This window comes from Listeria swaminathanii, from assembly GCF_014229645.1.
GTDB classification, from domain to species: Bacteria; Bacillota; Bacilli; order Lactobacillales; family Listeriaceae; genus Listeria; species Listeria swaminathanii.
In genome coordinates this window covers 242,814-268,003 of record NZ_JAATOD010000003.1, presented here as the reverse complement: position 1 = coordinate 268,003, position 25,190 = coordinate 242,814, and the positions used below count along the sequence as shown (strand labels likewise).

General features: G+C 40.6%; 20 protein-coding genes. 3 read left to right on the top strand and 17 right to left on the bottom strand.

Annotated elements, in window-relative coordinates; genetic code table 11:
• Positions 1-7 precede the first annotated feature (7 nt).
• The 7 genes from HCX62_RS11025 to mnmE all read right to left on the bottom strand — a co-directional run bounded on the left by HCX62_RS11025 (position 8) and on the right by mnmE (position 8,096).
• The gene (locus HCX62_RS11025) at positions 8-664 is read right to left on the bottom strand and encodes an HAD family hydrolase (protein WP_185639090.1); all 657 of its coding nucleotides are present in this window, start codon (positions 662-664) and stop codon (positions 8-10) included.
• Positions 665-726: 62 nt separating this feature from the next.
• Positions 727-2,133: a PTS mannitol transporter subunit IIBC gene (locus HCX62_RS11020; RefSeq protein WP_185639089.1), complete on the bottom strand. Its 1,407-nt coding sequence runs from the start codon at positions 2,131-2,133 to the stop codon at positions 727-729.
• Positions 2,134-2,166: 33 nt separating this feature from the next.
• Positions 2,167-3,168, bottom strand: a complete 1,002-nt coding sequence (locus tag HCX62_RS11015; RefSeq protein WP_185569505.1) for a Gfo/Idh/MocA family protein — start codon at positions 3,166-3,168, stop codon at positions 2,167-2,169.
• A gap of 1 nt (position 3,169) precedes the next feature.
• Positions 3,170-3,883 carry an N-acetylmannosamine-6-phosphate 2-epimerase gene (locus HCX62_RS11010; protein ID WP_185639088.1) on the bottom strand — a complete coding sequence of 238 codons (714 nt, stop codon included), beginning with the start codon at positions 3,881-3,883 and terminating at the stop codon, positions 3,170-3,172.
• A gap of 202 nt (positions 3,884-4,085) precedes the next feature.
• Complete coding sequence (rsmG, locus tag HCX62_RS11005) at positions 4,086-4,802, bottom strand: 16S rRNA (guanine(527)-N(7))-methyltransferase RsmG (RefSeq protein ID WP_185639087.1); 717 nt, start codon at positions 4,800-4,802, stop codon at positions 4,086-4,088.
• A 9-nt stretch (positions 4,803-4,811) separates the two neighbouring features.
• Entirely contained in the window at positions 4,812-6,698 is a 1,887-nt protein-coding gene (mnmG, locus tag HCX62_RS11000) for a tRNA uridine-5-carboxymethylaminomethyl(34) synthesis enzyme MnmG (protein WP_014602306.1), read from the bottom strand.
• 24 nt (positions 6,699-6,722) lie between these two features.
• A complete protein-coding gene (gene mnmE / locus HCX62_RS10995; RefSeq protein ID WP_185639086.1) occupies positions 6,723-8,096 on the bottom strand; it encodes a tRNA uridine-5-carboxymethylaminomethyl(34) synthesis GTPase MnmE in 1,374 nt (457 codons plus the stop codon).
• Positions 8,097-8,453: 357 nt separating this feature from the next.
• Here mnmE and HCX62_RS10990 point away from each other — a divergent pair, with 357 nt between their 5' ends.
• Positions 8,454-9,263 carry a D-alanyl-D-alanine carboxypeptidase PBPD2 gene (locus HCX62_RS10990; RefSeq protein WP_185639085.1) on the top strand — a complete coding sequence of 270 codons (810 nt, stop codon included), beginning with the start codon at positions 8,454-8,456 and terminating at the stop codon, positions 9,261-9,263.
• Positions 9,264-9,306: 43 nt separating this feature from the next.
• Here HCX62_RS10990 and HCX62_RS10985 read toward each other — a convergent pair whose 3' ends face one another.
• Positions 9,307-9,834, bottom strand: a complete 528-nt coding sequence (locus HCX62_RS10985; RefSeq protein WP_185639084.1) for a TetR/AcrR family transcriptional regulator — start codon at positions 9,832-9,834, stop codon at positions 9,307-9,309.
• Positions 9,835-9,994: 160 nt separating this feature from the next.
• Here HCX62_RS10985 and HCX62_RS10980 point away from each other — a divergent pair, with 160 nt between their 5' ends.
• Positions 9,995-10,726 (top strand): SDR family oxidoreductase, encoded by a 732-nt coding sequence (locus HCX62_RS10980; protein WP_185639083.1) that lies wholly within the window; start codon positions 9,995-9,997, stop codon positions 10,724-10,726.
• Positions 10,727-10,772: 46 nt separating this feature from the next.
• On the opposite strand, the gene HCX62_RS10975 is transcribed toward HCX62_RS10980, so the two are convergent.
• The 5 genes from HCX62_RS10975 to HCX62_RS10955 all read right to left on the bottom strand — a co-directional run bounded on the left by HCX62_RS10975 (position 10,773) and on the right by HCX62_RS10955 (position 18,409).
• A complete protein-coding gene (locus HCX62_RS10975) occupies positions 10,773-11,978 on the bottom strand; it encodes an MFS transporter (protein WP_185639082.1) in 1,206 nt (401 codons plus the stop codon).
• An 85-nt stretch (positions 11,979-12,063) separates the two neighbouring features.
• Complete coding sequence (locus tag HCX62_RS10970; RefSeq protein ID WP_185639081.1) at positions 12,064-13,254, bottom strand: M20 family metallopeptidase; 1,191 nt, start codon at positions 13,252-13,254, stop codon at positions 12,064-12,066.
• Between the two features lie 15 nt (positions 13,255-13,269).
• Positions 13,270-14,670 (bottom strand): MFS transporter, encoded by a 1,401-nt coding sequence (locus tag HCX62_RS10965; RefSeq protein WP_185639080.1) that lies wholly within the window; start codon positions 14,668-14,670, stop codon positions 13,270-13,272.
• The gene (locus tag HCX62_RS10960) at positions 14,670-15,872 is read right to left on the bottom strand and encodes a M20 family metallopeptidase (RefSeq protein ID WP_185639079.1); all 1,203 of its coding nucleotides are present in this window, start codon (positions 15,870-15,872) and stop codon (positions 14,670-14,672) included. The genes HCX62_RS10965 and HCX62_RS10960 overlap by 1 nt, the downstream gene beginning before the upstream one ends.
• 194 nt (positions 15,873-16,066) lie before the next feature.
• Positions 16,067-18,409 (bottom strand): helix-turn-helix domain-containing protein, encoded by a 2,343-nt coding sequence (locus HCX62_RS10955; RefSeq protein WP_185639078.1) that lies wholly within the window; start codon positions 18,407-18,409, stop codon positions 16,067-16,069.
• Between the two features lie 211 nt (positions 18,410-18,620).
• On the opposite strand from HCX62_RS10955, the gene inlJ reads away from it, so the two are divergent.
• Complete coding sequence (gene inlJ / locus HCX62_RS10950) at positions 18,621-21,167, top strand: class 1 internalin InlJ (protein WP_185639077.1); 2,547 nt, start codon at positions 18,621-18,623, stop codon at positions 21,165-21,167.
• Between the two features lie 44 nt (positions 21,168-21,211).
• Here the strand turns inward: inlJ and HCX62_RS10945 are convergent, their stop codons facing one another.
• The 4 genes from HCX62_RS10945 to serC all read right to left on the bottom strand — a co-directional run bounded on the left by HCX62_RS10945 (position 21,212) and on the right by serC (position 25,144).
• The gene (locus HCX62_RS10945; protein WP_185639076.1) at positions 21,212-21,535 is read right to left on the bottom strand and encodes an arsenic metallochaperone ArsD family protein; all 324 of its coding nucleotides are present in this window, start codon (positions 21,533-21,535) and stop codon (positions 21,212-21,214) included.
• A 7-nt stretch (positions 21,536-21,542) separates the two neighbouring features.
• Positions 21,543-22,784 (bottom strand): DUF1015 domain-containing protein, encoded by a 1,242-nt coding sequence (locus tag HCX62_RS10940; protein WP_185639075.1) that lies wholly within the window; start codon positions 22,782-22,784, stop codon positions 21,543-21,545.
• 88 nt (positions 22,785-22,872) lie between these two features.
• Entirely contained in the window at positions 22,873-24,060 is a 1,188-nt protein-coding gene (locus HCX62_RS10935; RefSeq protein WP_185639074.1) for a phosphoglycerate dehydrogenase, read from the bottom strand.
• Positions 24,053-25,144, bottom strand: coding sequence for a 3-phosphoserine/phosphohydroxythreonine transaminase (gene serC, locus HCX62_RS10930; protein WP_012951057.1), 1,092 nt, complete (start codon positions 25,142-25,144; stop codon positions 24,053-24,055). The genes HCX62_RS10935 and serC overlap by 8 nt, the downstream gene beginning before the upstream one ends.
• Positions 25,145-25,190: the final 46 nt, after the last annotated feature.

Below are 25,190 nucleotides of genomic sequence, written 5' to 3'. Positions count from 1 at the left end.
CGCCTCCTTATTTGTTATATTCGGCTATTATTTCAGCTAAGTCTACCTTAGCTAACGACTCTCGCTCCATATAGCTTGGCGTTAAATCACTATATTTCGTCACCTCATTCGGAATGACCAGAACATTTACACCGGCCCTATTCCCCGCCAAAAGTCCATTGCGCGAGTCTTCCACAATAAGCGCCTCCTCGGCCTTAACATCAAGCGTCCGCAAAGCTTCTAAAAATAAATCTGGTTCCGGTTTAATTCGCGTAACATCCTCTGCTGTAATAATTGCATCAAAATATTCAAGCAATCCTAGTCGTTCCAAATGATAGAGCGGTTTTGGTCGCTTCGATGACGTCGCGAGCGCTAACTTTAATCCTCGCTCTTTTAAGTCACGAATAAAACTTGCAACGCCTTCTTTGGCAGGTAAAAACTGACTCTTTTCAATAAAAGTTGCTTGTGTTTCTGCTTCGAACACTTGCCGATTAATATCCATTTGCCGCGTCTCGTTTAATTCGCGAAATAAATCGTCCACGTTAGACCCAACACACTGCAAAAACTCCTCGATAGAAAGGTCGTAATGTTGCTTTGTCTTAAACCAATCTTGAAAAATTTCATACCAAACTACCTCTGTATCAATAACAATTCCGTCAAAATCCATCACAATCGCTTTTAACATCATTTTCCTCCTACCCACTTTACTATTCAAAGCGCCCCTAAAAAGAAGCGCTTACAAATAAGTTAATTCTTTTGTTCTCGGTCTGCAACTATTTTATCTATCAGCTCTTGATATTCTGGTGCGCCGAGGTAATCCGTTATTTCGACATAATACGCATCTGGCTGTTTTTCTCTGGCTCGGTCGATGAGGGATTTATGCGTCACGACCACATCACATTCGGTTGGCAATTCATGGATGGCGATATGGAACACTTTAATATCGTCTAAGCCAGCATTTTTGATTTTTTTCTGTAGTACGGTTGCGCCCATTGCACTGGATCCAAGCCCCGCATCACACGCATAAGCGATTCTTTTAACATTTTTAAAATTAAAATCATCTACTGGAGATTCAAAAACGGAGGAAATGCTGCTTTTTTTGCCTTTAAGACTTTCCATTTTCTTCGCCGCGTCTTGTAATTCAGCGTCTTTGTTGCCCATGCGTTTAATAAATGGAATGGCGGTAATGAACGTAACGAGCGCCGCACATAGCACTGCAATAAGTATCTTAATATGGTCACCGGGTGCTGCCATCATCATAATCGTGATAATACTACCCGGAGAAGCTACGCCAACCAGTCCCGCGTTTGTCATTGTTAAAATAAATGTTCCTGTCATACCACCAAGAATAAGCGGCAAAATTAGAATTGGATTCATTAAAACGAACGGGAAGTAAATTTCATGAATACCACCAAATAAGTGAATAACACTTGCCCCATATGAAGATGCTTTGGAGTTTCCTTTTCCAAAGAACATATAACCAAGTAGAATTCCAAGACCTGGTCCGGGGTTAGATTCTAGTAAGTAAAGCACCGACTTCCCTGTTTCCGCGAGTTGCAAGGTGGCTAGTGGACTAAGAATACCTTGACCAATCGCATTGTTTAGGAATAGCACTTTGGCTGGCTCAATAATTAAGGCCGTTAGTGGAAGCAAATGGTTATTAATTAACACATCCACGCCGCTTGCTAACACTTTTGTTACCGTTTCAACCATAGGAGCAATTGCAACGTAAGAAAATAGTGCAAGGCCTGCTCCGATAATCCCAATCGAAAAGTTATTAACTAATAGTTCAAATCCAGCTGGTATTTTTCCATCAATTCGTTCGTCAAATTTTTTGAGTAGCCAAGCAGCGAGCGGACCCATTATCATTGCGCCGATAAACATGGTTATATCCGAACTAATAATTGCCCCCATTGTTGCAACAGTACCAATAACTCCGCCTCGGTAACCGTGAACCGCTCGACCTCCAGCAAAAGCAATCAGAAGTGGTAACAAGTAATTTAGCATTGGTGCGATAAACCCTTTTAACATCTCAGAGCCTGTCGCTACCCCAATTGCCGTCAAAATACCCCAAGCCATAAAAGCCCCTAAATTCGGAATGACCATACCACTTAGCTTACTCCCAAACTTTTGTACATGTACCCGAATAGACATAATTCCCCCTCCAATCATATGTGTGGCGCTATTTTATAGTGATACTTCTTTTCCTTCCGCAATCGAACGTTCAATGGCATCTACTACGCGCAAGGAATCATACGCTTCTTTTGGTGTGATAATCGATTTTGTGTTATTCGCAACGTTATTAATAAAAGCCATAACTTCTTCTGCCAAATCTCCGGACACTTCTCCATTTGTGTAGTACCAGTGTCTTGAGTCAGGATAGGAAACCCCTTTTTCACTAACAAAACGAACACCGTGGTCACAAGAGTCTACATATGCCACGCCTTTTGTTCCGACTAATTCTAGCTTGTCATCAATGATGGTTGGCGAGTTTTCTGGAAGAACCCAGCACGCTTCAAGGCAAGCGATTGCGCCATTTTCATAGGTAACGATGGCATAAATAACATCATTCATCCCGTATTCTTTAAGTAGCACACTGCGGCTTTTGGCGATAACCTTGACTGGCTCGCTATCCATATACCAATTGATATAGTCAATATCGTGAATCATTACGTGCATACTTAAATCAGAAGCACCTATGTACCGCTTTGGACCGGTAATTGGACTGTTGCGACGACAGTAAAGATGAATAATATCGCCTAATTCGCCGTTATCTAGGCGCTGCTTAATCATATTAAAACGCGGATCAAATCTTAGTAAAAATCCAACCGTAAATACTTTGTCGTAGTCTTTTGTCAGTTCATACATCGCTTTGCCATCTTCAAGTTCTTTCGCAAGCGGCTTTTCTAGCAAAATGTGCTTGTTATGTTTTACGGCTTCTTCCACACAATCACGGTGCATATTATCAGGTAAAACAATGCTCACAGCTTCAATCTCCGTATTTGCTAGAAGTTCATGGTAGTCTTTGTATGCTTTGCACTGAAATTTCTCTGCCATTTCAGCGCGTCTTTCATCGTTAAACTCGCAAATTGCTACTAACTCAACTTGCGGAAGTTTTTGATAAATTTCCGCATGATACTGCCCCATTTGTCCAACGCCAATTACGCCAACTTTGATTTGCTTTGTCATGTCACTTACCTCTTTCTTCTTGGATTTTTTGGATTTCATTTGTAAAGCGGGTGGTTATTTCCTGTGGCCGAGTTACTGCGCCGCCAACAACGACAGCATAACAACCTAACGTAAGAACTTGTCGTGCTTTACTAGGCGAATCGATTTTCCCTTCTGCAATCACTGGGCGCTTCGTACTTTTCAATACTTCTTTCAAATGGGAAAAATCGTGATCGCTGATATTTTTATTCGCTGTTTCCTCGGTGTATCCGTAAAGCGTTGTGCCAATTAAGTCGAAGCCAAGGGAATCAGCGTAATAAACGTCTTCAATACTGCCTGTGTCCGCCATAAAAAGTGTATCTGGAAACTCTTTTCGAATGGTGCTTAGTATCTCTTTGAGGTCTTCGTTATGTGGTCTTTTTCTCGTTGTCGCATCCATTGCAACAATTCCCACTCCCGTTTCGCATATTTCTCTAACTTCTTTTAAAGTGGGGGTGATAAACACGTCCGAATCAGCGTAGTCTTTTTTGTAAATGCCAATAATTGGGACGTCTACCTCACTTTGAATTGCGCGAATATCTTTTGCCGTATTTGCTCGAATGCCAACAGCACCACCTTGAACTGCGGCCAGAGCCATTTTTGACATAATAAATGCGCTATGAAGTGGTTCGTCTTCTAAAGCTTGGCAGGAAACCACTAACCCGCCTTTGATTTTTTCCATAACAGAATTAACCACTGATACTCCTCCTCTATACTGTGTTTCAGTGTAAAGTATGCGTTTTCAAACAGACTATATCACACGAAAATGATTTTATCAATATCGATTAAATGAAAATGATTTTCATATTTGAGTGCGGTTGCTTATGGAAACTAGCTTTGAAAAATGACGTTGCTGTTAAAAATAAAAAGCCCTTTCGATTGAAAGGGCCTATCTTAGATTATTCGATTGGTAATTTGTTGGGTGTTCCTGGTTTGCGTGGATATTTGTTTGGCGTTTCTTTTGTTTTATTAATGACGTAAATGTTGCGCTCGCTTTCTTCTACTGGTAATAAGAAGGAGTAATGATTGACTACTTTTCCGCCAAATAGTTTGATGGCTTTTTCGGCCGTTTGTAGCTCTTGTTCGGCTTGGGCTGCTTTCATTACTAGGAATGACCCGCCTTTTTTGACAAGTGGCATGCAAAGCTCAGATAATACGCTCATTCTTGCTACGGCACGTGCAGTTACAAGGTCATATTTTTCGCGGTGCGCTTTATTTTGGCCAAATGTTTCAGCGCGATCATGGTAAAAACGCACATCGGTTAGGCCTAATTTTTCTGCCAGCGCATCTAGGAAAGTCATGCGTTTTTTCAAGGAATCCACGATGCTCACTTTTAAATGCGGGAAGCAGATTTTAATTGGAATACTTGGAAAACCAGCGCCAGCCCCGACATCACAAATGGACTCGAATTTCGTAAAATCAACATAAAACGCAGCTGAAATAGAGTCGTAGAAGTGCTTTAAGTACACTTCTTTTTCGTCAGTAATAGCTGTTAAATTCATTTTTTCATTCCATTCTACTAACATTTCGAAGTAGTCGTGGAATTGTTTTAGTTGTGCGTCGCTTAGTTCTATTCCTTTTTCAGCAAGTGCTGTTTGGAATTGTTCTGGGTTCATGTTTTTTCCTCACTTTATTTTCGCGATTTTCCCTTGCTCAATATAAACAAGCAATATCGATATATCAGCTGGGTTTACCCCACTAATACGGCTAGCTTGAGCGATGGAAAGGGGTTCGATTTTCTTTAATTTTTCTAGGGCTTCTGTTGCGAGTCCGCTGATTGCATCATAGTCGATGTTTTCTGGGATTTTTTTGTCTTCCATGCGTTTCATTTTTTCTACTTGAAGGTTGGATTTTTGGATGTAGCCTTCGTATTTTACTTGGATTTCTACTTGTTCAGCGATTTCGTCGGTCACAAATGTTTCACGTGAAACAATTTGGGCGATTTTATCGTAAGTTATTTCTGGACGGCGAAGTAAATCTGCTGCTAGAATTCCATCTTTTAGTTCACCTGAGCCGATTTCTTTTAGCATTGCTTGCACTTCAGCAGTTGGTTTGATGCGTGTTTTTTGTAGTCTTTCTTTTTCTGCTTCGATGGCACTTTGTTTCGCTAAAAAGCGTTCATAACGTTCGTCGCTAATTAAGCCGATTTCATGACCGATTTCAGTTAAACGTAAATCTGCGTTGTCATGGCGCAATAATAAGCGGTATTCAGCACGGGAAGTAAGCAAGCGATATGGCTCTTCTGTTCCTTTTGTTACTAAATCGTCAATCAAAACGCCGATATAAGCTTGGTCACGACCGAGGATAACAGGTTCTTTTTCAAAGACTTTGCGGGCAGCATTGATTCCTGCCATTAAGCCTTGGCCAGCTGCTTCTTCATAACCACTTGTACCATTAATTTGGCCAGCTGTGAAAAGTCCCTCGACTAATTTGGTTTCAAGTGATGGCCATAATTGGTCAGGCATCACTGCGTCATATTCGATTGCATAGCCAACGCGCATCATTTCAACATTTTCAAGTCCCGGGATGCTTCTTAACATTTCGCGTTGTACTTCTTCTGGTAAACTTGTGGAAAGACCTTGGACATATACTTCTTCAGTGTTTTTGCCTTCTGGTTCAAGGAAGATTTGGTGTCTTGGTTTGTCGCTGAAACGGACAATTTTATCTTCAATGGATGGGCAATATCTTGCGCCAGTGCCTTTTTTCGTTGCTGTAAACATTGGTGAACGGTGCAAATTGGCTTGGATTATTTCGTGCGTTGTTTCGTTTGTATAGGTTAACCAACATGGTAGTTGATCGAGCATCATATCTACTGTATCAAAACTAAATGCGCGCGGATGATCGTCACCCGGTTGTTCTTCTGTTTTTGAGTAGTCGATTGTACTTGATTTTACGCGTGGTGGTGTTCCGGTTTTAAAACGGCGTAGTTCAAAGCCTAGTTCTTCTAGATGCTCCGAAAGTTTCACAGATGGTTGTTGGTTGTTCGGACCACTTGAGTAGCGCAGTTCGCCGACAATAATTTCGCCACGTGAGAAAGTTCCTGTCGTAATAACGACTGTTTTCGCGTAGTAAATCGCGCCGCTGTTTGTGATAACGCCTTTACACACGCCATCTTCAATAACTAAACGGTCAACAAGTCCTTGGCGCAAAGTGATATTTTCTTCTTTTTCAATCGTGTGTTTCATTTCGTGTTGGTAATCCCACTTGTCTGCTTGAGCACGTAATGCGCGAACAGCCGGGCCTTTACCTGTATTTAGCATCCGCATTTGGATGTAAGTTTTATCCGTGTTGCGACCCATTTCGCCGCCGAGAGCATCAATTTCGCGCACAACTACGCCTTTTGCTGGACCTCCAACAGAAGGATTACATGGCATAAAAGCGACCATATCTAAATTTATCGTTAACATCAGCGTTTTGGCGCCCATTCGTCCACTGGCAAGTCCTGCTTCTACACCCGCATGGCCTGCACCAACAACGATGACGTCAAAAGTTCCTGCATCATAGGTTTGCATTTTATAAAAACATCTCCTAAAAAATCATTTTCCAAGGCAAAATTGGTTAAACAGCTGATCGAGTAATTCATCCTGGACAGAATCACCAGTAATTTCGCCTAGTAAATCCCATGCGCGAGTCATATCAATCTGGACAATATCCACCGGCATGCCAAGCTGAATTCCTGTTGTAACGGCATTTAACGCATCCAGTGCTTGATGAAGGAGCGCAATATGGCGGACATTCGACACATAAGTTGCATCGCCAGCATCAATATCACCAGCAAAAAATAGGGTTTTAATTGCTTCTTCTAAAGCCTCTAAACCTTCATCGTTCACTAAAGAGGTCGCGACAATCGGGTTTCCACCTGCGATTTCACGCACTTTCTCTATATCAAGCTTTGTTTCCAAATCAGTTTTATTTAAAACAACGACATAATTATGGCCTGCCGCCGCTTCAAATAACGCTTCATCTTCCACTGTTAACTCTTCATTTTGATTTAATACTAACAGGATAAAGTCCGCATCCGCTAGCGCTTTTCTGGACCGTTCTACGCCGATTTTTTCGACGATATCTTCTGTTTCGCGGATTCCAGCTGTGTCTATTAAACGTAATGGGACGCCGCGGACGTTGACGTATTCTTCTATAATATCTCGTGTCGTACCAGCAATATCTGTCACAATCGCTTTTTCTTCTTGAATTAGTTGGTTAAGCAAGGAAGATTTTCCGACGTTTGGTCGACCGATAATTGCTGTTGCTAAGCCTTCGCGGAGGATTTTCCCTTGGCTGGCTGTTTGTAAAAGTTGCTCGACGGAAGCGCGAACTAGTTCTGTTTTTTCCAGTAGCATTCGCTGGGTCATTTCCTCTACATCGTCGTATTCGGGATAGTCGATATTTACCTCGACTTGCGCGAGTGCATCCAAAATTTCTTGGCGCAAATTGCGAATTAAACGTGAAAGATTTCCGTCCATTTGTCTAATTGCAACGCCCATCGCCCGGTCTGTCTTGGCGCGAATTAAATCCATCACGGCCTCTGCTTGTGATAAATCGATTCTTCCATTTAAAAATGCGCGCTTTGTGAACTCGCCTGGTTCAGCTAGGTTAGCGCCATTTCGAAGTAACAATTGCAATACGCGATTCACGGAAACGATTCCGCCATGAGCATTTATTTCGACGACATCTTCCCGTGTGAAAGTCCGCGGGGCACGCATTACTGTGGCCATCACTTCCTCAATCACTTCGCCGTCTTCTTTTATATGACCATAATGAATGGTGTGACTTTCCGCATCACTTAAACTATTTTTGGCATAAAAAATACGATCCGCTATCTGAATCGCCTCTGGACCGCTTAATCGAATAATAGCAATGGCCCCTTCTCCCGGCGGTGTTGAGATTGCAGCAATAGTATCAAATTCCATTCTTTACTCATCCTTTCTCATTAGAATTCCAGCCCAAATAAGCCTTATCCTATTTTGAATAAATTTTGGCACGTGATTTTGTGCATTTTCAACAACTTACGCTCCGCTTTGACCAAAGCAATTAAATTGTTAGTATTTTGAAGGTTATCCATAGACTTATTAACATATCCACAGAAAAACCGTTAATAAAAATTCATCCCTATTATTTTAACTTATCCACATGTGAATAACAATAGTTTTATCTCTACTAGTTAAGAAAACTTAAATTTTCCGACCAAAGCTTTAAAATATCCTTCTAATTCCTTGGCTTTAACTCAATTCTTTTTCTCTATACTGAAGTCAAAAGGAGGAGAAAAAATGAAAATACATAAACTTACTTGGGTGCTACTAATAGGGCTATTACTACTCTCATCGTGTTCCGCGAAGCAGCCAGACGTATATTTATCAGCCAAAGCTGCCGCGGTCTTTTCAGTCGAAAATGGCAAAATGTTATATGAAAAAAATGCTGATAAAGTTATGCCAATCGCAAGTTTAACAAAATTAATGACGGCTTTTTTAGTTCTTGAGGCTGTGGATAACAAAAAATTATCGTGGGATGAGCAACTTGATCTCGTTCGGCTCGATGATCCCTCTGCAGTTTCACTTTACGCTATTACACAAAAAAGAACGTGGTCGGTCAGGGATTTATATAGCGCGATGCTTGTCATGTCTGCAAATGATGCCGCCGAGACGTTAGGTGACCGTTTGGAAGGAGCGAGTTTCCCTCAAAAAATGAATAATGAGGCGAAAAAACTCGGATTGTCTAATAAAACCAAATTTGTCAGTGCCAGCGGGCTTGATGTTGATGGGAAAATGGCTGTTTCTACTACAAAAGATTTATTTTTGCTATCATCTCAATTAATTTCCACTCATTCTGAAGTGCTTGAAACAACTTCCAAGTCCAGCATCATAACCGAAGAAGGCGCCAAACTCGAATCAACCAACGACTTGATCGGTGCCATACAAGGGCTAGACGGGCTAAAAACAGGATTTACCGATGAAGCTGGGTATTGTTTTATTGGAACAGCTGATCGCGATGGAAAGCGTGTGATTTCCATTGTTTTGGGTGCGGATACTGCGGATAAACGGTTTAAGGATACAGAGAAGTTGATGGCGGTTGGGTTTTAGTCATAATAAAAAAGGGATTTGCTCAAAGCAATATCCCTTTTTGTCACTTAACCAACTGCCAAACACGCTCAAATAACTCCTCATGCCCCTCTTGCTCCCAACGATTCGCAAAATAAGGATTGTGAAAATAAACAAACGCCGTTATAATCGCGGCGCCTTGTTCCTTCCGCCCGCTAACTTCCTCTACTTTTTGCGCTAAATGCTCTACATGATTCTTCACTAATGCTTCATTTTGTTCAATATAATCGGTGTAAAGTAAAAACATTTTCCGATCAGTTGCATACAGTTTTTTCTTCGTCCCAGCCAAGAGGCAGAGCCAATCGTGAAGCGCATCGTCCGGTGATTGTCCAGCCGCCGAATTCCACGCGAAAATCTCCCGTGAAGTCTCCTCCAGCCAACGTAATGCCAATTTTTGAAATAAGTCTTCCTTGTTTCGGTAATGCTTATAAAGCGCCGCATGTGTGACGTTCAAATTCCCCGCAATATCATAAAGAGTCGTTTTCTCCATCCCTTTTTCATAAATAATTTTCTCTGCCATATCCAAAATAATTTCTTGTGATAAACGCGCCATTTCAATCCCTCCATTCCGTTCATTCTTTGCTTTTAATTATACATGAATTTAAGAAAGTTACAAATCCTTGACAAAGTAACCAAAAGGAGTATACTTCCAACTATAAAGTTACTTAAAATAAAAAAAGTAACTATTTTACAATTAAAGGAGCGAATAGACCATGACAAATAAACGTGTTGCATTTATTTTAGGGGGTTCTGGCGGTATTGGTAAGGCGGTTGTTGAAAAATTAGTCGCGCAAGATTACGCGGTAGCTGTTCATTATGCTGGAAATAAGGCGAAAGCGGAGGCACTTGTCGAAACGATTGTGACAGCTGGTGGTGAAGCAATTAGTGTTGGTGGTGACGTTGCAGATGAAGCGCAGATGATTAGCGCTTTTGACTTAATCGAAGCTCATTTTGGCGGGGTTGATGTCGTCGTTAATACAGCCGGCATTATGAAATTAAGTCCGATTGCCACTTTAGATATGGACGAGTTTGACCTGATTCAGCGAACTAATGTCCGTGGCACTTTTGTTGTTTCCAAGCAGGCTGCCCTCAGAGTACGAACTGGTGGCGCAATTATTAATTTCTCCACTTCGGTAACCAGAACCAATTTTCCGGCGTATGGGGCTTATGTGGCTAGCAAGGCTGCGGTTGAGTCGCTCACTTTAATCCTCGCGCGCGAACTTCGTGGCAAAGATATTACCGTCAACGCAGTCGCTCCCGGCCCAACTGCCACCCCGTTATTCTTAACTGGGAAAGATGAGCAAACGATTGAAAACTTAGCAAAAGCAACACCACTCGAACGCCTCGGACAGCCGGATGATATTGCTGAAACTGTAGCCTTTTTAGCCGGACCTGCACGCTGGGTCAATGGGCAAGTCATCTTTACCAATGGCGGATTAGCTTAATTAAAAAGGAGGAAAACAAAGCCAATCTTGTTTTCCTCCTTTTATTTTATTCGCTAATTGCTGCTCGTTTTTTTATCGCTAAAACAATAATTCCTGACATTAATAAAGTTATCGCCAAGAATAGAAAAGCCGATTGATAAGAATTAGTTGCCTTTACCAAGTCCCCAATAATCATCGGTGCGAAAAATCCACCTAAAACCCCGCCCGAGTTGATGGCCGCGTATTTTGTCGCAATGTGGCTCTGTTTAAATAACTTGTGTGGCAGCCCCATCAGCGTTGTAAAGGCCATAATGAGGAAAACATTACATAAACACAAGCAAATAATCGAAAGCGTCAGTTGATCAAATAAGTACACGCCGTAAACCGTAAATGCTCCAAGTACGCAAAACGTGAAAATGACCATTGGCTCTTTTCCTTTGAAAAAACGACTGATAAAATAGCCACCAACAACGCCCGCGATTAAGATGCAGAGTCCCGCTAAAGAACTAATATAACTCACTTCGCTAATAGAAATCCCGCGTACTTCACTCAAATAGGAAGCAAGCCAACTTGTTAAACCATAATTTGCTGCATTGATAAATAGCGCTGATAGCAACAGAATCCACAACTGTTTGTCTTTTAAAAGTTCCGAGAAAGGTACTTTGATTTTTTCTTTTTGGGCGCTTAAATCGATTTTTGGCGCTTTTGGTACTACTAGTAAAATCAAAAATCCAATCAAAATTACTGCAATACCAATCCAATAATATGTAGTACGCCAACCTACTGTTAGTAATAATTGTGCGATTAAAAGTGGACCAATAAAGGCCGCAAAACCAGAGGACGCGAGCATTGCCGATTGCGCAAAACCTCGCTTATTTAAAGGGATATGCAGAGAAATATAGTTGCTGACAGATGGCGGATAACCCGCATGCCCGAGCGCCCCAGACAAGAAACGAATAACAACCAAAAACAGCAAGGAATATCCAAAGCCAAAAATAATAAGAAACAGCCCGACAACAATAATCGATATCGCAAGAACAGGACGTGCGCCAATCCGATTATTTAAATACCCCATCGGAATTTGAAAAAGCGTATAACCTAGAAAGAAAGCACTTAAAATCAAACCTTTCTGACTCGGATCAAATCCCAAATCCTGAGAAACAGTTACAAGCGAAATTCCGATAGTGTATTTGTCCACGTATACACTGGTATAGCCTATAAATAGAACAAGTAATACCATTAACGAATGCCTTTCTCCTTTTACCTGATTCATTTGAATTCACTCCTCTTTAAATCCCGCCACTAACAAAAGAGCATAACCAGATTCTTAAAGTCTGACTATGCTCTTTTCAAAGCTATTATCCATTTAATTTATAATAATCTAACACAACGTCTGCAACTGATTTAGCTGCAACTAACAACGCATCTTCATCAATGTCGAATTTCGGATGATGATTAAAATATGCATGTGAGACATTTTTTGGCTTTGCACCAATGTAGAAGAAGACGCCCGGGATTTTTTGTAGATAATATGCAAAATCTTCTGACCCTGAAAGCATATCATATTCAGAGATTTCTGTTAAGTACTCGCCAATCCCTTTTTGCAAGCTACCAATAACTTGTTCCGTTACTGCTGGATCATTATAAAGTGGCGGATAATCGTTTGTATACGTTAATTCCACGCTTACGCCAAACATCGCCTCAATACCAGCAACAATTCGGTGGATTTCCGCATCCATTTTGTCCCGATTTTCGGTATTCATGTAACGAACGTCGCCTTCTAACTCAACCGAATCCTTAATTACATTAAAGCTACCTTTTCCGTCAAAAGAACCAATCGTTATAACACCCGTATCAAATGGGTTCAAGCGTCTGCTCACGACCGTTTGAATGGCTGTCACAAAATACGCACCCGCAACAATCGCGTCATTCGCCATATGCGGAGACGAGCCGTGCCCACCAACACCTTGAATTTTTAATTTAAAATAGGTACGACCGGCCATCGCGTAGCCACTATGATAATATACCTGCCCACTTTCGCCAAAAGGAAATACATGAATCCCAAAAATTTGGTCCACATCATCCAAAATACCAGACTCGACAACGCTTTTCGCTCCGCCGGGTGGTGCTTCTTCGGCATGTTGATGCACAATTTTAATCGTTCCAGGAATATTTTCTTTCAGCTGGATTAAGCAATCTGCCAACACAAGTAAATAAGCCGTATGTCCATCGTGACCACAAGCGTGCATCACACCAGGATTTTTAGATTTAAATGGTAAATCGGTTTCTTCTTCAATCGGAAGTGCATCGAAATCGGCGCGCAAGGCAATTGTTTTTCCGGGTTTGCCGCCTTTGATCGTTACAACGACCGCGTGGCCATTACCTACTTCCGTTGCAATTTCTACATCTTTTCCTTTGTAAAAATCTTGAATGAATTTTGCTGTTTCTGCTTCATGAAACGATAATTCAGGATGTTCGTGCAAATGCCGTCTAATCTGAGTGATTTCATCTTTTCGTTCCTCAAGCATGTTCATTAACTTGGTACGCATGATAAATACAGCCTCCTATTCTTTTGCAGCTTTTAATTCGAGTGCTTTTTTCGCTGACGGTGTTGTTACCGCAACAGCAATAAGTGACACTACACAAAAACCAACATTTGTTAAAAGTCCAACCATTGCAGCTAAATCAATATTTCCGGAAAGTGCGATAACTCCGTAAATTGTAGCGGAAATCGCCACGCCGAATGAGCCACCTAGCGAACTTGCCATTTTGTAAATCCCAGAAGCTACTCCGACTTTGTCTTCCGGCGCATTAGAGATAGCAGTATCTGTTGAAGGTGTTGCATACATTCCAAGTCCGATACCGAATAACGCAAAACCGATAAACACAAGTACTGTATAAAGTGTTCCCGGGACAAATGTTAGTGCCATTAATGCGATACCAACTGCTGTAATTCCTGAACCTAGAATCATTGGTTTACGCGCACCAACACGTTGCAAGATTTTTTCACCGATACGAATCATTCCAAGTACACAAACTAGATAACCGATAGAAAGTAAACCTGATTGGAATGCCGTAAAACCACGACCAATTTGTACATAAGTATTTGCAACAACAAGTGTTCCAGCTGCCGCGTTTAATAAGAAATTAGAAAGTGTTGCGCCTGTATAAGCTTTATTTTTAAATAACGAGAAATCAATAAATCCATTGGCTTGTCTCAGTTCCACTCGGAAGAATAATCCCGCAGAAACTAGGAAAACAACGAGCATAGCGATAGTAATTGGGCTTGTCCAGCCAAATGTTGCGCCACGAGTAATAATAAGGTTTAAACAAACCATTGCGATAACAAAAAGAACAAGTCCGAATGAATCAAATTTTGCTTTTGTATTTTGAACGACTTTACTTTCTGGAGTGCCTTTAATTAGTAGCATTCCAAGTAGTGCGAATACGATGGAAATAATGAAAATCCAGCGCCAACCCATGTAAGTTGCGATAGCTCCACCTGCGAATGAACAAATACCTGATCCGCCCCATGAGCCGATTGACCAGTAACTAAGTGCCCTTTGTCTGTCAGCTCCGTCAAAATAAGCTTTCATTAGTGCAAGTGTTGCCGGCATAATACAAGCAGCCGAAAGCCCTTGAATAATACGACCGATAATAAGTAACGTTGCCCCTTGAGTCAAAACAAGAAGTAGTGAACCGATAATGCTAAGAATAAGTCCGATATAAGTTAATTTTACACGACCAAATTTATCAGCCATCCCACCCGCTACAACGATAAAAATACCTGAAAATAGCGCGGTTAAGCTGATGGCGATACTAAGTAAATCTGAAGAAATCCCCAGATCCGATTGTACCGCTGGAATGATGTTTACCATTGATTGAGCAAATAGCCAAAACGTGATAACCCCGAAAACAATCCCAACAATAAGTTTATTTGTGCCTTTATAAGCAGTTGATGTCATTAGTTATTCTCTCCTTTTAAGTAATCTACAACACAGGCTCCCATTGCTTTTGATGCAATTAATAATGAATCTTCATTAATGTCGAATTTTGGATGATGATGCGGGTAAAAATGACCATCAGCCGGCATCGCCCCAACATAGAAAAATGAGCTCGGACGCTCTTTTGCATAATAAGCAAAGTCTTCCGATGGCGGTTGCGGTTCGCAGCGTATAACATCCGTGATTTCTGGAATTTCCGCCCCTTTAATTGATTTAACAACAAACTCAGTCAAAGCTTCGTCATTATTTAAAACCGGATAATCATTTTTGTAATCAAGCTCACAAGTAACGCCAAACATAGCTTCAATCCCGCTAACGATGCGCGTAATTTCTTTTTGAATGATGTTGCGCGCCTCTTCGGACATCGAGCGAACATCGCCTTCAAGTTCCACAGCATCCTTAATTACATTAAAACTACCTTTTCCGTCAAAAGAACCAATCGTAATCGAACCAACATCAAACGGATTCAAACGGCGGCTAATAACGGTTTGCACAGCGACCACAAATTCACTTGCTGCAACAATTGCGTCATTTGCCAAATGGGGAGAAGATCCGTGCCCACCTTGACCTTGAACTTTAAGTTTGAAATAAGAACGACCAGTTTGAATCGCACCTTCGCGGTAAAAGACTTCGCCAGTTTTCATCGTAGACATAACATGAATTCCAAGTACATTATCCACGCCGTCTAATGCACCATCTTTAATCATTTGAATCGCGCCACCAGGAGGAGTTTCTTCCGCATGTTGATGTAGAATAACAATTTTCCCAGTTAATTCTTGCTTCATTTCGATAAGCGTTTCACCTAAAATAAGCATATAAGCCGTATGACCATCGTGACCACAAGCGTGCATCACACCAGGGTTTTTAGAGGCAAAAGCTAAACCAGTTTCTTCATGGATAGGAAGTGCATCAAAGTCGGCGCGAATAGCTAGTGTCTTGCCCGGTTTACCCGTATCAATCGTTACAACAACGCCATTTCCCCCAACATGCGTCCGCACATCGCAGTCCATATTTTTGTAAAAATCCGCCACATATTTCGCCGTATTTTCCTCTTGAAAAGAAAGTTCAGGGTGCTCATGTAAGTAACGACGAATTTCTATCATTCGATCTCTTTTTTCGTCTAGTTTTTGAAACAACTTCTCTTTCATTCTCCAAACCTCCATTTTTAATACTTCTGCTGGCCAGAACATCCGTATTTTTCACTACACCTTTATTATAAAAAAATTTAACCTAAAAGAAGTTTGCTTTTTTGCTTAGTTTTAGCTTGAAATTTACTTCTTTTCCAAACCACACTAACCAATGTCAAAAATTCGGTGTTAAAGGCATAAAAAAAGTCCAACTGCAGTAGTTGAACTTTTTAAATCGTACTTCTAAACTCATAAAAATGAATCGCATTAATATCTAAATAGGCATAAAACGACCAATCTTCCGTTATCGTTTCATCCGTCACCGTGAGCGTTGGCTGAGAAACATCCACAATGTAATCCAAAATTTCTTTATCCATCCCGTATTTACTATTAAGCTGCCAATACTTCGAATAAAGCGCCCCATTATCCCGGTCAAATTGCCATTTTCGAACCTGATACTCACCCGCTTCAAGCCCCGTAAGCCGAATATGCATTTCTTTTTGCTCTTCTTTAGTGAACCGTTCCTCCACCGAATAGCGCGGATTAATCGTCGCACAGTTCATCAAAATCAGCTGATATCCGTCCACGTGCTTCGTCATAATAAAGTCAGGACCTTCCGCGACGACAACACCTTTAAGCCGCCTCAAAAACTTCACCGCATAAAACGCCGGTCTTTTCCCGTTAAAAAAGTGGAACATTTCAATCCCATCCAGGCTAATATTTAACTTGCTATCGTCACCCTCATGCAGCTCCGTATTAATCCAAAATCCTAACGCATCCACTTCTGGCACCAAATCTAGCATCGTTTTCAAAACTAGCGCACCTCGGAAAAACGTCCCGTTCGTATACCTAGTATTCCCCGACAACGTATTCCAATTCACCAACATCAACGGCTTATTAATATGATGATGCTTCAAGAAAGCCTTTAACTTCAACGTTTTCGACAAACAATGATCCTCTGAAACTAAAAACGACTGCGTATCCTCTTTCGAAAAATCTACCGCTTCATTTTGGTTCGCATTAAAGGCAACAAAATCAATTTTATCCGCTTCTTCTAAAAACCATGTGTGGCGCTCTGGCACCGCATCTTTAGACAACGAAAACGGGACAAAATTTCCGACTTGGATAGCGGGAAAACACGATTTTATAATTTGATATAGCTTCAAATAAAGTTTTTTCAATTCTGCTTTGTCCGCATATGTATTTTTCGGTTCATAAAACATAAAATGCCATTTAGAAACAAATTCCCGCCCAAAAACTTGCATACAATGTCTTAAAAAATGATCCAAACGCTCAAAAACCGCTTCTTCCTCACCCAAAATATCTTGATACTCCAAACGAATAAACAATTGTAAATTCTGCTGCTTTAAAAAAGTGAGCGCTAAATCCGCATTAGCATATGGCGAAGAGGTCGGCACTAGCTCATCCGTTTCCGTTTCAGGCAAGAACGTCGATCCTCTAAACAAATGACGAATGCCAATATAATTAATGCCAATTTCATCCCGCGTCGTAATAATCTGCTTTTGCACATTATCTTTCAGCACTTCTTTCAGCTCACCAATCGTTAAAATATTCATATTCTTGCTGAGACAGCGCGCCGACTTTTCCGTAATATCAATTTTCTTCTTCTCAAAAGGCGCTTTATTTAATTCCTTACCAAGCTCCACATCATAATAAAGACCCGCTAACTTCACTAAAATTTCCGGTGATGGCGCGATGTGTTCGATACTTGCACCCATTTGTGACGCCCGGTTTTCTATTAGTAAATTCGTTTCCGAATGATGCTCCATCCGATATTCGCTAGGCGTCAACTCAAAATGAAACTTAAACACTTCCGAAAAATGCTTTTGACTCGAAAAACCATTTTTTAGTGCTATTTCCGTAATAGTTTCCGCCGAGTGAAGCAAATCTTGAATCGCATGCTTCAACCGAACTTCCGTCAAATACTGCAAAAAACCAAGCCCCGTTGTCTTTTTAAAATAACGTGACAAATACGCCTCACTTAAAAACTCTTTTTGCGCAAACTCGCGCAGAGACAAGGCTTCATCAAACCGTTCTTCTACTTCTCGAATAATGCGCGAAATCCGTTTATCATTGACTTCTTTCCGTGCCGAAGACGGAATCCCTCTTTTCAAAAAGCGTGTAAGCAAAAGTAAAATTTGGAATAATGCCGATTGCGCCTCTAATTTATTCGCGCGTTTTTTAGTCGCCGAAGCAATCAAAAGCTCACTAACCGACTTTCGCAAAGACCCAACAACCCGCTCTCGCCCCGGATCACTCTCCTTCGAGAAAAATTTAAACGAATGCTGGAAATAATCCTCATAATAATGCGCAAAAAATGTATCTGAAATTGTTAAATCAATAATTAAATTATCTTCATTTCCTTCAATTGTATAAAAAGTGTTGCGATCAAGAACTAAAATATCGCCTTCCTGCAAATAAAATTTCTGCTCTGAAAGCTTAATCGTTATCTGTCCAGAAATAGCAAATACCAACTTTGTTCCAAGTGAAATTTCCGAAGTCAGCTGCTTTATATGTTGAATACCAATCGTATAGTCTTTCAAATGTGGCACGTGATTCACTCCTTTGTTTAACTTAATCGGACACTTTTATATTATCATAGACGTGAAAATTAATCGCTACCATTTTTGCAATTCTTTTTAGCCATCAAATCGACAAAAACGAATCACATGCGTGCGTTTTTCGTACCTTAATGGGACAAAAAAACAAGTATTTCGGCGTATAATAAATGATTATAAAAAGTAATTAAAGGAGCCAGCTCAATTGAAAACCTCTAAAATAGTATTAGTCTCATTAATTAGTTTGACAATGGTCTCAAATCCACTATTAACTTCCGCGGCAACTAATGATATTACAGACAATACAACAGAAATCACAAATAATACAGAGAGTGCCACAAAGCAACCCGCTCCCGTGAAAACACTCAAAGCCGGTCAAACACAAAGTTTTAACGACTGGTTTCCTGATGACAATTTGGCTTCAAAAGTAGCAGCAGCATTTGAAATGCAAGCAACTGACACTATCAGCGAAGAACAACTAGCGACCCTAACAAGTCTAGACTGCCACAATTCTTCCATAGCAGATATGACTGGTCTTGAAAAATTAACTGGTTTAACAAGCTTAATTTGCACAAGTAACAACATGACCACCCTTGATCTTAGCCAAAACACTAATTTAACTTATCTGGCATGTGATTCAAATAAACTTACAAACCTTGACGTAACCCCACTTACAAAATTAACCTACTTAAATTGTGACACAAACAAACTTACACAAATAGATGTAAGCCAAAATCCTTTGTTAACTTATTTAAACTGCGCGCGCAACACCTTAACCGAACTAGATGTCAGCCACAATACACAATTAACGGAGCTAGACTGCCATTTAAATAAAAAAATCACCAAATTAGATGTGACACCACATACTCAATTAACAACCTTAGACTGTAGCTTTAATAAAATAACTGCATTAGATGTAAGTCAAAATAAACTACTGAACCGTTTATACTGCGACAATAATAATATAACTGAACTGGATCTCAACCAAAATTCACAGCTAACTATCCTAGATTGCTCAGGTAATAAATTGACCGAAATAGATGTAACCCTACTTACACAATTAACATATTTTGATTGCGGCGTAAATGATTTAACCGAATTAGATGTAACTACGCTTTCGAAATTAACTACACTACAATGTATACAAACTGATATATTAGAAATAGACCTAACACACAACCCACAATTAACATATTTTAAAGCTGAAGGATGTAGAAAAATAAAAGAGCTTGATGTCACGCATAATACACAATTATATTCATTAGACTGCCAAGGCGCTGGTATAACAGAATTGGATCTTTCACAAAACCCAAAATTAGTCTATTTGTATTTAAATAATACTGAACTAACGAAATTAGACGTTTCTCATAATACAAAGCTTAAAAGTTTGTCTTGTGTAAATGCTCACATCCAAGACTTCTCTTCTGTGGGCAAAATCCCTGCTCTTAACAATACCTTTGATGCTGAAGGACAAACAATCACGATGCCCAAAGAAACTTTAACAAACAACAACTTGACCATTCCAGTTAGCCCTGATTTATTAGATCAGTTTGGAAATCCGATGAATATTGAACCGGGAGACGGCGGTGTATACGACCAAGCAACAAATACAATAACTTGGGAAAATCTCAGCACAGATAATCCAGCCGTAACCTATACTTTCACCTCCGCAAATGGAGCTATAGTAGGAACCGTAACAACTCCATTTGAAGCACCTCAACCCATCAAAGGAGAAGACGTCACAGTTCATTACCTTGATGATAAAGGAGAAAAATTGGCGGATGATGATGTTTTAAGCGGTAATTTGGACGATCCTTATACTTCTAGCGCGAAAGACATCCCAGATTATACATTAACGACTACTCCAGATAACGCAACTGGAACATTCACTACTACTAGCCAGTCCGTAACGTACGTTTACACTAAAAACATCGTAGCCGCAGAGCCTGTAACCGTTAATTACGTGGATGCTAATGGCAAAACACTCGCTCCATCCGAAACATTAAACGGAAATGTTGATGACACCTATAGCGCTACTGCCAAACAAATCGACGGCTACACATTATCCGCCGAACCAACTAATGCGACTGGACAATTCACAAGCAGCGCGCAAACCGTCAACTACATTTACACAAAAAATCCAACTCCTGAAAAAGGTGTTGTAGAAATTCACTACGTTGACGAAAATAATAAACAACTTAGCTCCACCACAGAAATTTCTGGAACAGTAGGAGATAACTACACGACTACGCCAAAAACTATCGACGGCTACACTCTAAAAACGAAACCTACTAACGCAACCGGCACATTCAATACAAGCAGCCAAACCGTGACATATATGTATACAAAAAACACCGAAGCAGCTCAGCCGATAACAGTGAATTACATGGATGCTAATGGCAAAACACTCGCTCCATCCGAGACACTAAACGGAAATATTGGCGATAAGTATACAGCGACTTCCAAACAAATCGACGGCTACACATTATCCAAAGAACCAACAAACACAACAGGATTATTCACAAATAGCACACAAACCGTTAACTACATCTATACGAAAAAAACGAACACAGACCAACCTTCACCAGATAAAAAGCAAACGAAAACCACACCTTCTAATTTAAAGAAGACCGAAGTAAAAAAAGCTTCCGCTACCTTACCAAAAACGGGCGATTCCACACCATGGAACTCGGCTCTACTTGGTATCCTACTATCTTCCACAGCTTTAATTATCTGGAAAAAGAAAAAATAGTTAAAAAGCCGGTCAGGATTAATTTCCCGACCGGCTTTTTGATTTCAATCTTCTTCTACTTGGATAGAAACACCAACATCTAGCAATTCCGAGATAGCATCAATAACAGAAAACTCGCCATACTTGTATACTTCCTCATTCACAACTAAAACCGGTAAAGCTTCCATTCCGTTCTTATCCAGCAGCGTTTCAACCAACTCCGGCAAGTCCGCTTTCCCGACCTCTCCCAGCTGAATATCAAACACGATTCCTGTATATTCAAAATGGATTTCACGCTCAGCTTCACTATTATTCATAAACACTTTCCATATCTCTAGGTTTATCTCCGGCTCATTTTCCGCAGAATAAAAGTAACTAATATGCTTCATCCTAAAATTACTTACTCTCTAAATCATGGACAAATAGCCCACTTAATAATTTCGGTTCAAACCAAGTCGATTTCGGTGGCATAATTTCCGAAGCATCCGCCACACTAAGTAAATCGTCCATTGTTGGCGGGTACATCGCAAACGCGACCGAATGGCTGCCATTATCAACTAGACGCTCTAGCTCACCCAATCCACGTATTCCACCGACAAAATCAATGCGGTTATCGCGACGAATATCTTCAATCCCAAAAATCGGCGTTAAAACTTGCGATTGTAATATCGAAACATCCAGCTGCCCGATAACATCATTTGGAATCACTTCCCTTTTCGCCGTAAGTTTATACCAGTTCCCGTCCAAATACATCCCAACTTGTTTTGGCTTTTCCGGTTTAAATGCTTCTTTTCCAACATTTTCCACGTCAAAACTAGTTTCGATTTTACTAAGGAACTCCGCTTCAAGTGGCACATTCACAACCCGATTATAATCAAGAATCTCTAATTGCTCTTCCGGGAAAACAACCGATAAAAAGAAATTGAATTCCGCTTCTGGCCCAGCCTCTGGGAATTCTTCGCGCCGTTTCAAGCCAACTTTTACAGCAGATTCCGTTCTATGGTGCCCGTCTGCGATGTATAGCGCTGGGACTTCCGAGAACGCCGCTGACAGGTCTTCTAAAATATGTGCGTCCGTAATTGCCCAAACCTTATGCGCGACCCCGTGGAAGCTCTCAAAGTCGTATTCCGGCTCATTTTCCCTCACCCAAGACTCAACAAGCGTATTAATTGCCTCTTTTCCACGATAAGTTAGGAAAATTGGACTTGTATTCGCATCACAAACATCAACATGGCGAATCCGGTCCAACTCTTTCTCCTCACGAGTCAGCTCATGTTTTTTAATCTCCCCATTCATATAATCATCAATCGACGTGCACACAACCAACCCCGTTTGCGGACGGCCATCCATCGTCAGCTGATAAATATAAAATGCCGGATTTGCTTCTCTTCCAAGCCAACCATCCAACTCAAATTGCTCCAAATTATCAGCTGCCTTTTGATACACAGCTGGGTCATACGGGGAAATCGCCGGATCCAAATCAATTTCCGCCTTATCAATATGTAAAAATGAATATTTATTTGCATCACCAAGTTCGCGCGCCTCATCCGAATTAAGTACATCATATGGCAATGAAGCCACTTTCTCCGCTAAATTTTTGATTGGACGAATTGCTTTAAATGGACGTATGTTTACCATTGTTATCCTCCTTTTTAGTAAAAGAGCATGAACCCGTCTGGCAATAACCATAAAGTTTCATGCTCTCATTATTTCCCGGGTAATAAATTTAAACTGTTACACCTAATGGTTCAATAACGCGAACACGCAAAACCCCTTGCACCGCTAGCAAATCTTGTTTTAGTTGTTCCAAATTAGCTTGCGTTTCCTTATCAATATCGATTAACGTGTAGGCATATTCATTTTTACTACGATTGGTCATATCTAAAATATTTAAGGAATATTTCCCTAGTTCTGTCGTAATTTGCCCAACCATATTCGGAATATTTTTATGACAAATACCAATTCGCGGATGCCCGTTATATGGCATTTCTACATTTGGAAAATTCACGGAGTTTTTAATGCTGCCAGTTTCAAGATAAGCTTGTAGTTCTTTCGCAGCCATTTTAGCACAGTTTGTTTCTGCTTCTTCCGTCGATGCGCCTAAATGTGGAAATACATGCACTTTTTTATGATTTAATAATTCTTTTGTCGCAAAATCAGTAATATATAAACGCAAAAGTCCGTCGTCTAAAGCTTCCTTCACAGACGCAGAATCCACTAGCTCACCGCGTGAAAAGTTTAGTAACACCGCATTGTCCTTCACTAATTGCAATGTATCCGCATTAAACATGCCGCGTGTTTTATCTGTTAAAGGTACGTGGACTGTCAAATAATCACAGGTTGCTAACACTTCTTCAATCGTCATCGCACGTTCCACTTCTTTAGAAATTCTCCAAGCAGTGTCTACCGAAACGAACGGATCATAACCAACCACATCCATCCCAAGCGATAAAGCATCATTTGCCACTAACGCACCAATTGCGCCTAAGCCAATAATTCCAAGCTTTTTACCCGCAAGTTCTGTTCCCGCAAAAGCTTTCTTCCCAGCTTCGACTTTCTGCTCGACATCATCTTCTGCTGGTAATTCCTTCACCCATTCTGTTCCTTCCAAAATAGGGCGCGCCGAAACGAACAAGCTCGCAAGGACCAGTTCTTTTACAGCATTGGCATTTGCACCAGGCGTGTTGAATACAACAATACCTTTTTCAGAACAATTTTCTACTGGGATATTATTAACCCCCGCACCAGCTCTAGCAACAGCCTTCACTGTTTCTGGAAAGTCAAAATCGTGTAAGTTGTAACTCCGTAGTAAAATCCCGTCTGCTGGCTGGTTCGCATCAATCACATATTTTTCAAGATCAAATGTCTTTAAGCCTTCTTTCGCGATAGCATTAAACGTTTGGATATTAAACACGTACTTCTCCCCCTTTTCTTGCATTTGCAAATTTTTCCATAAAGGCGATTAGTGCTTCAACCCCTTCAATTGGAAATGCATTGTAAAGACTTGCTCGCATCCCGCCCACTGAGCGATGTCCTTTCAAGTTTTCAAAACCATTTGCTTCAGCTTCTTTGACAAAAGCTTTATCAAACTCCGCAGAATTCGTCACAAAAGGAACATTCGTGAGCGATCTAGCAGAAGGTTCGACCGGTGAAGAAAAGAAATCCGATTGATCAATATAATCATATAATAATGCCGCTTTTTTGCGATTTAACGCTTCAATCCCAGCAACGCCACCTTGCTCTTTAATCCATTCAAATACTAATTTTGCTACATAAATGGCAAACGTTGGTGGTGTGTTATACATGGAATCATTCTCGGCTTGTACTTTAAAATCTAACATAGAAGGAAGTCCCTCTACTTGCCCTATCAAATCTTCGCGCACGATGACAAGCGTTAATCCAGCAGGCCCAATGTTCTTTTGCGCTCCCGCATAAATTAAACCGAATTTTTTCACATCATACACGCTTGATAAAATATTAGAGGACATATCGGCAACGATTGGGACAGTTGAATCTGGCACATCAAACATCGCTGTTCCTTCAATTGTATTATTTGTTGTTACATGTAAGTAAGCCGCATCACTAGAAACTGTAGGAATTTCAGGAATATAGCTGAAATTGCGGTCTTCCGATGAGGCAATCACTTCCACCTCAACACCCTGAATTTTCTTGGCTTCGGAAATTGCTTTCTTCGCCCAAGATCCAGTATTTACATACGCCGCCTTTTTACCATTTGCAAGATTCATCGGCACCATATCGAATTGCAAACTCGCGCCACCTTGCAAAAATAGTACTTTGTAATTATCTGGAATCTCCATCAATTCTCGAATTAAGCTCTCCGCATCGTCTAAGATGTTTTGAAATAATTCTGAACGGTGACTCAGCTCCATTACTGACATTCCTGAACCATTATAAGAGAGTAGCTCCCTTTGAACCTTTTCAAGTACCGGTACTGGTAAAACCGCCGGACCTGCCGAAAAATTATAAACACGTTCCACTCAACATCTCTCCTGTCATCAAATTTCCCCAATTACTTACAAAAAT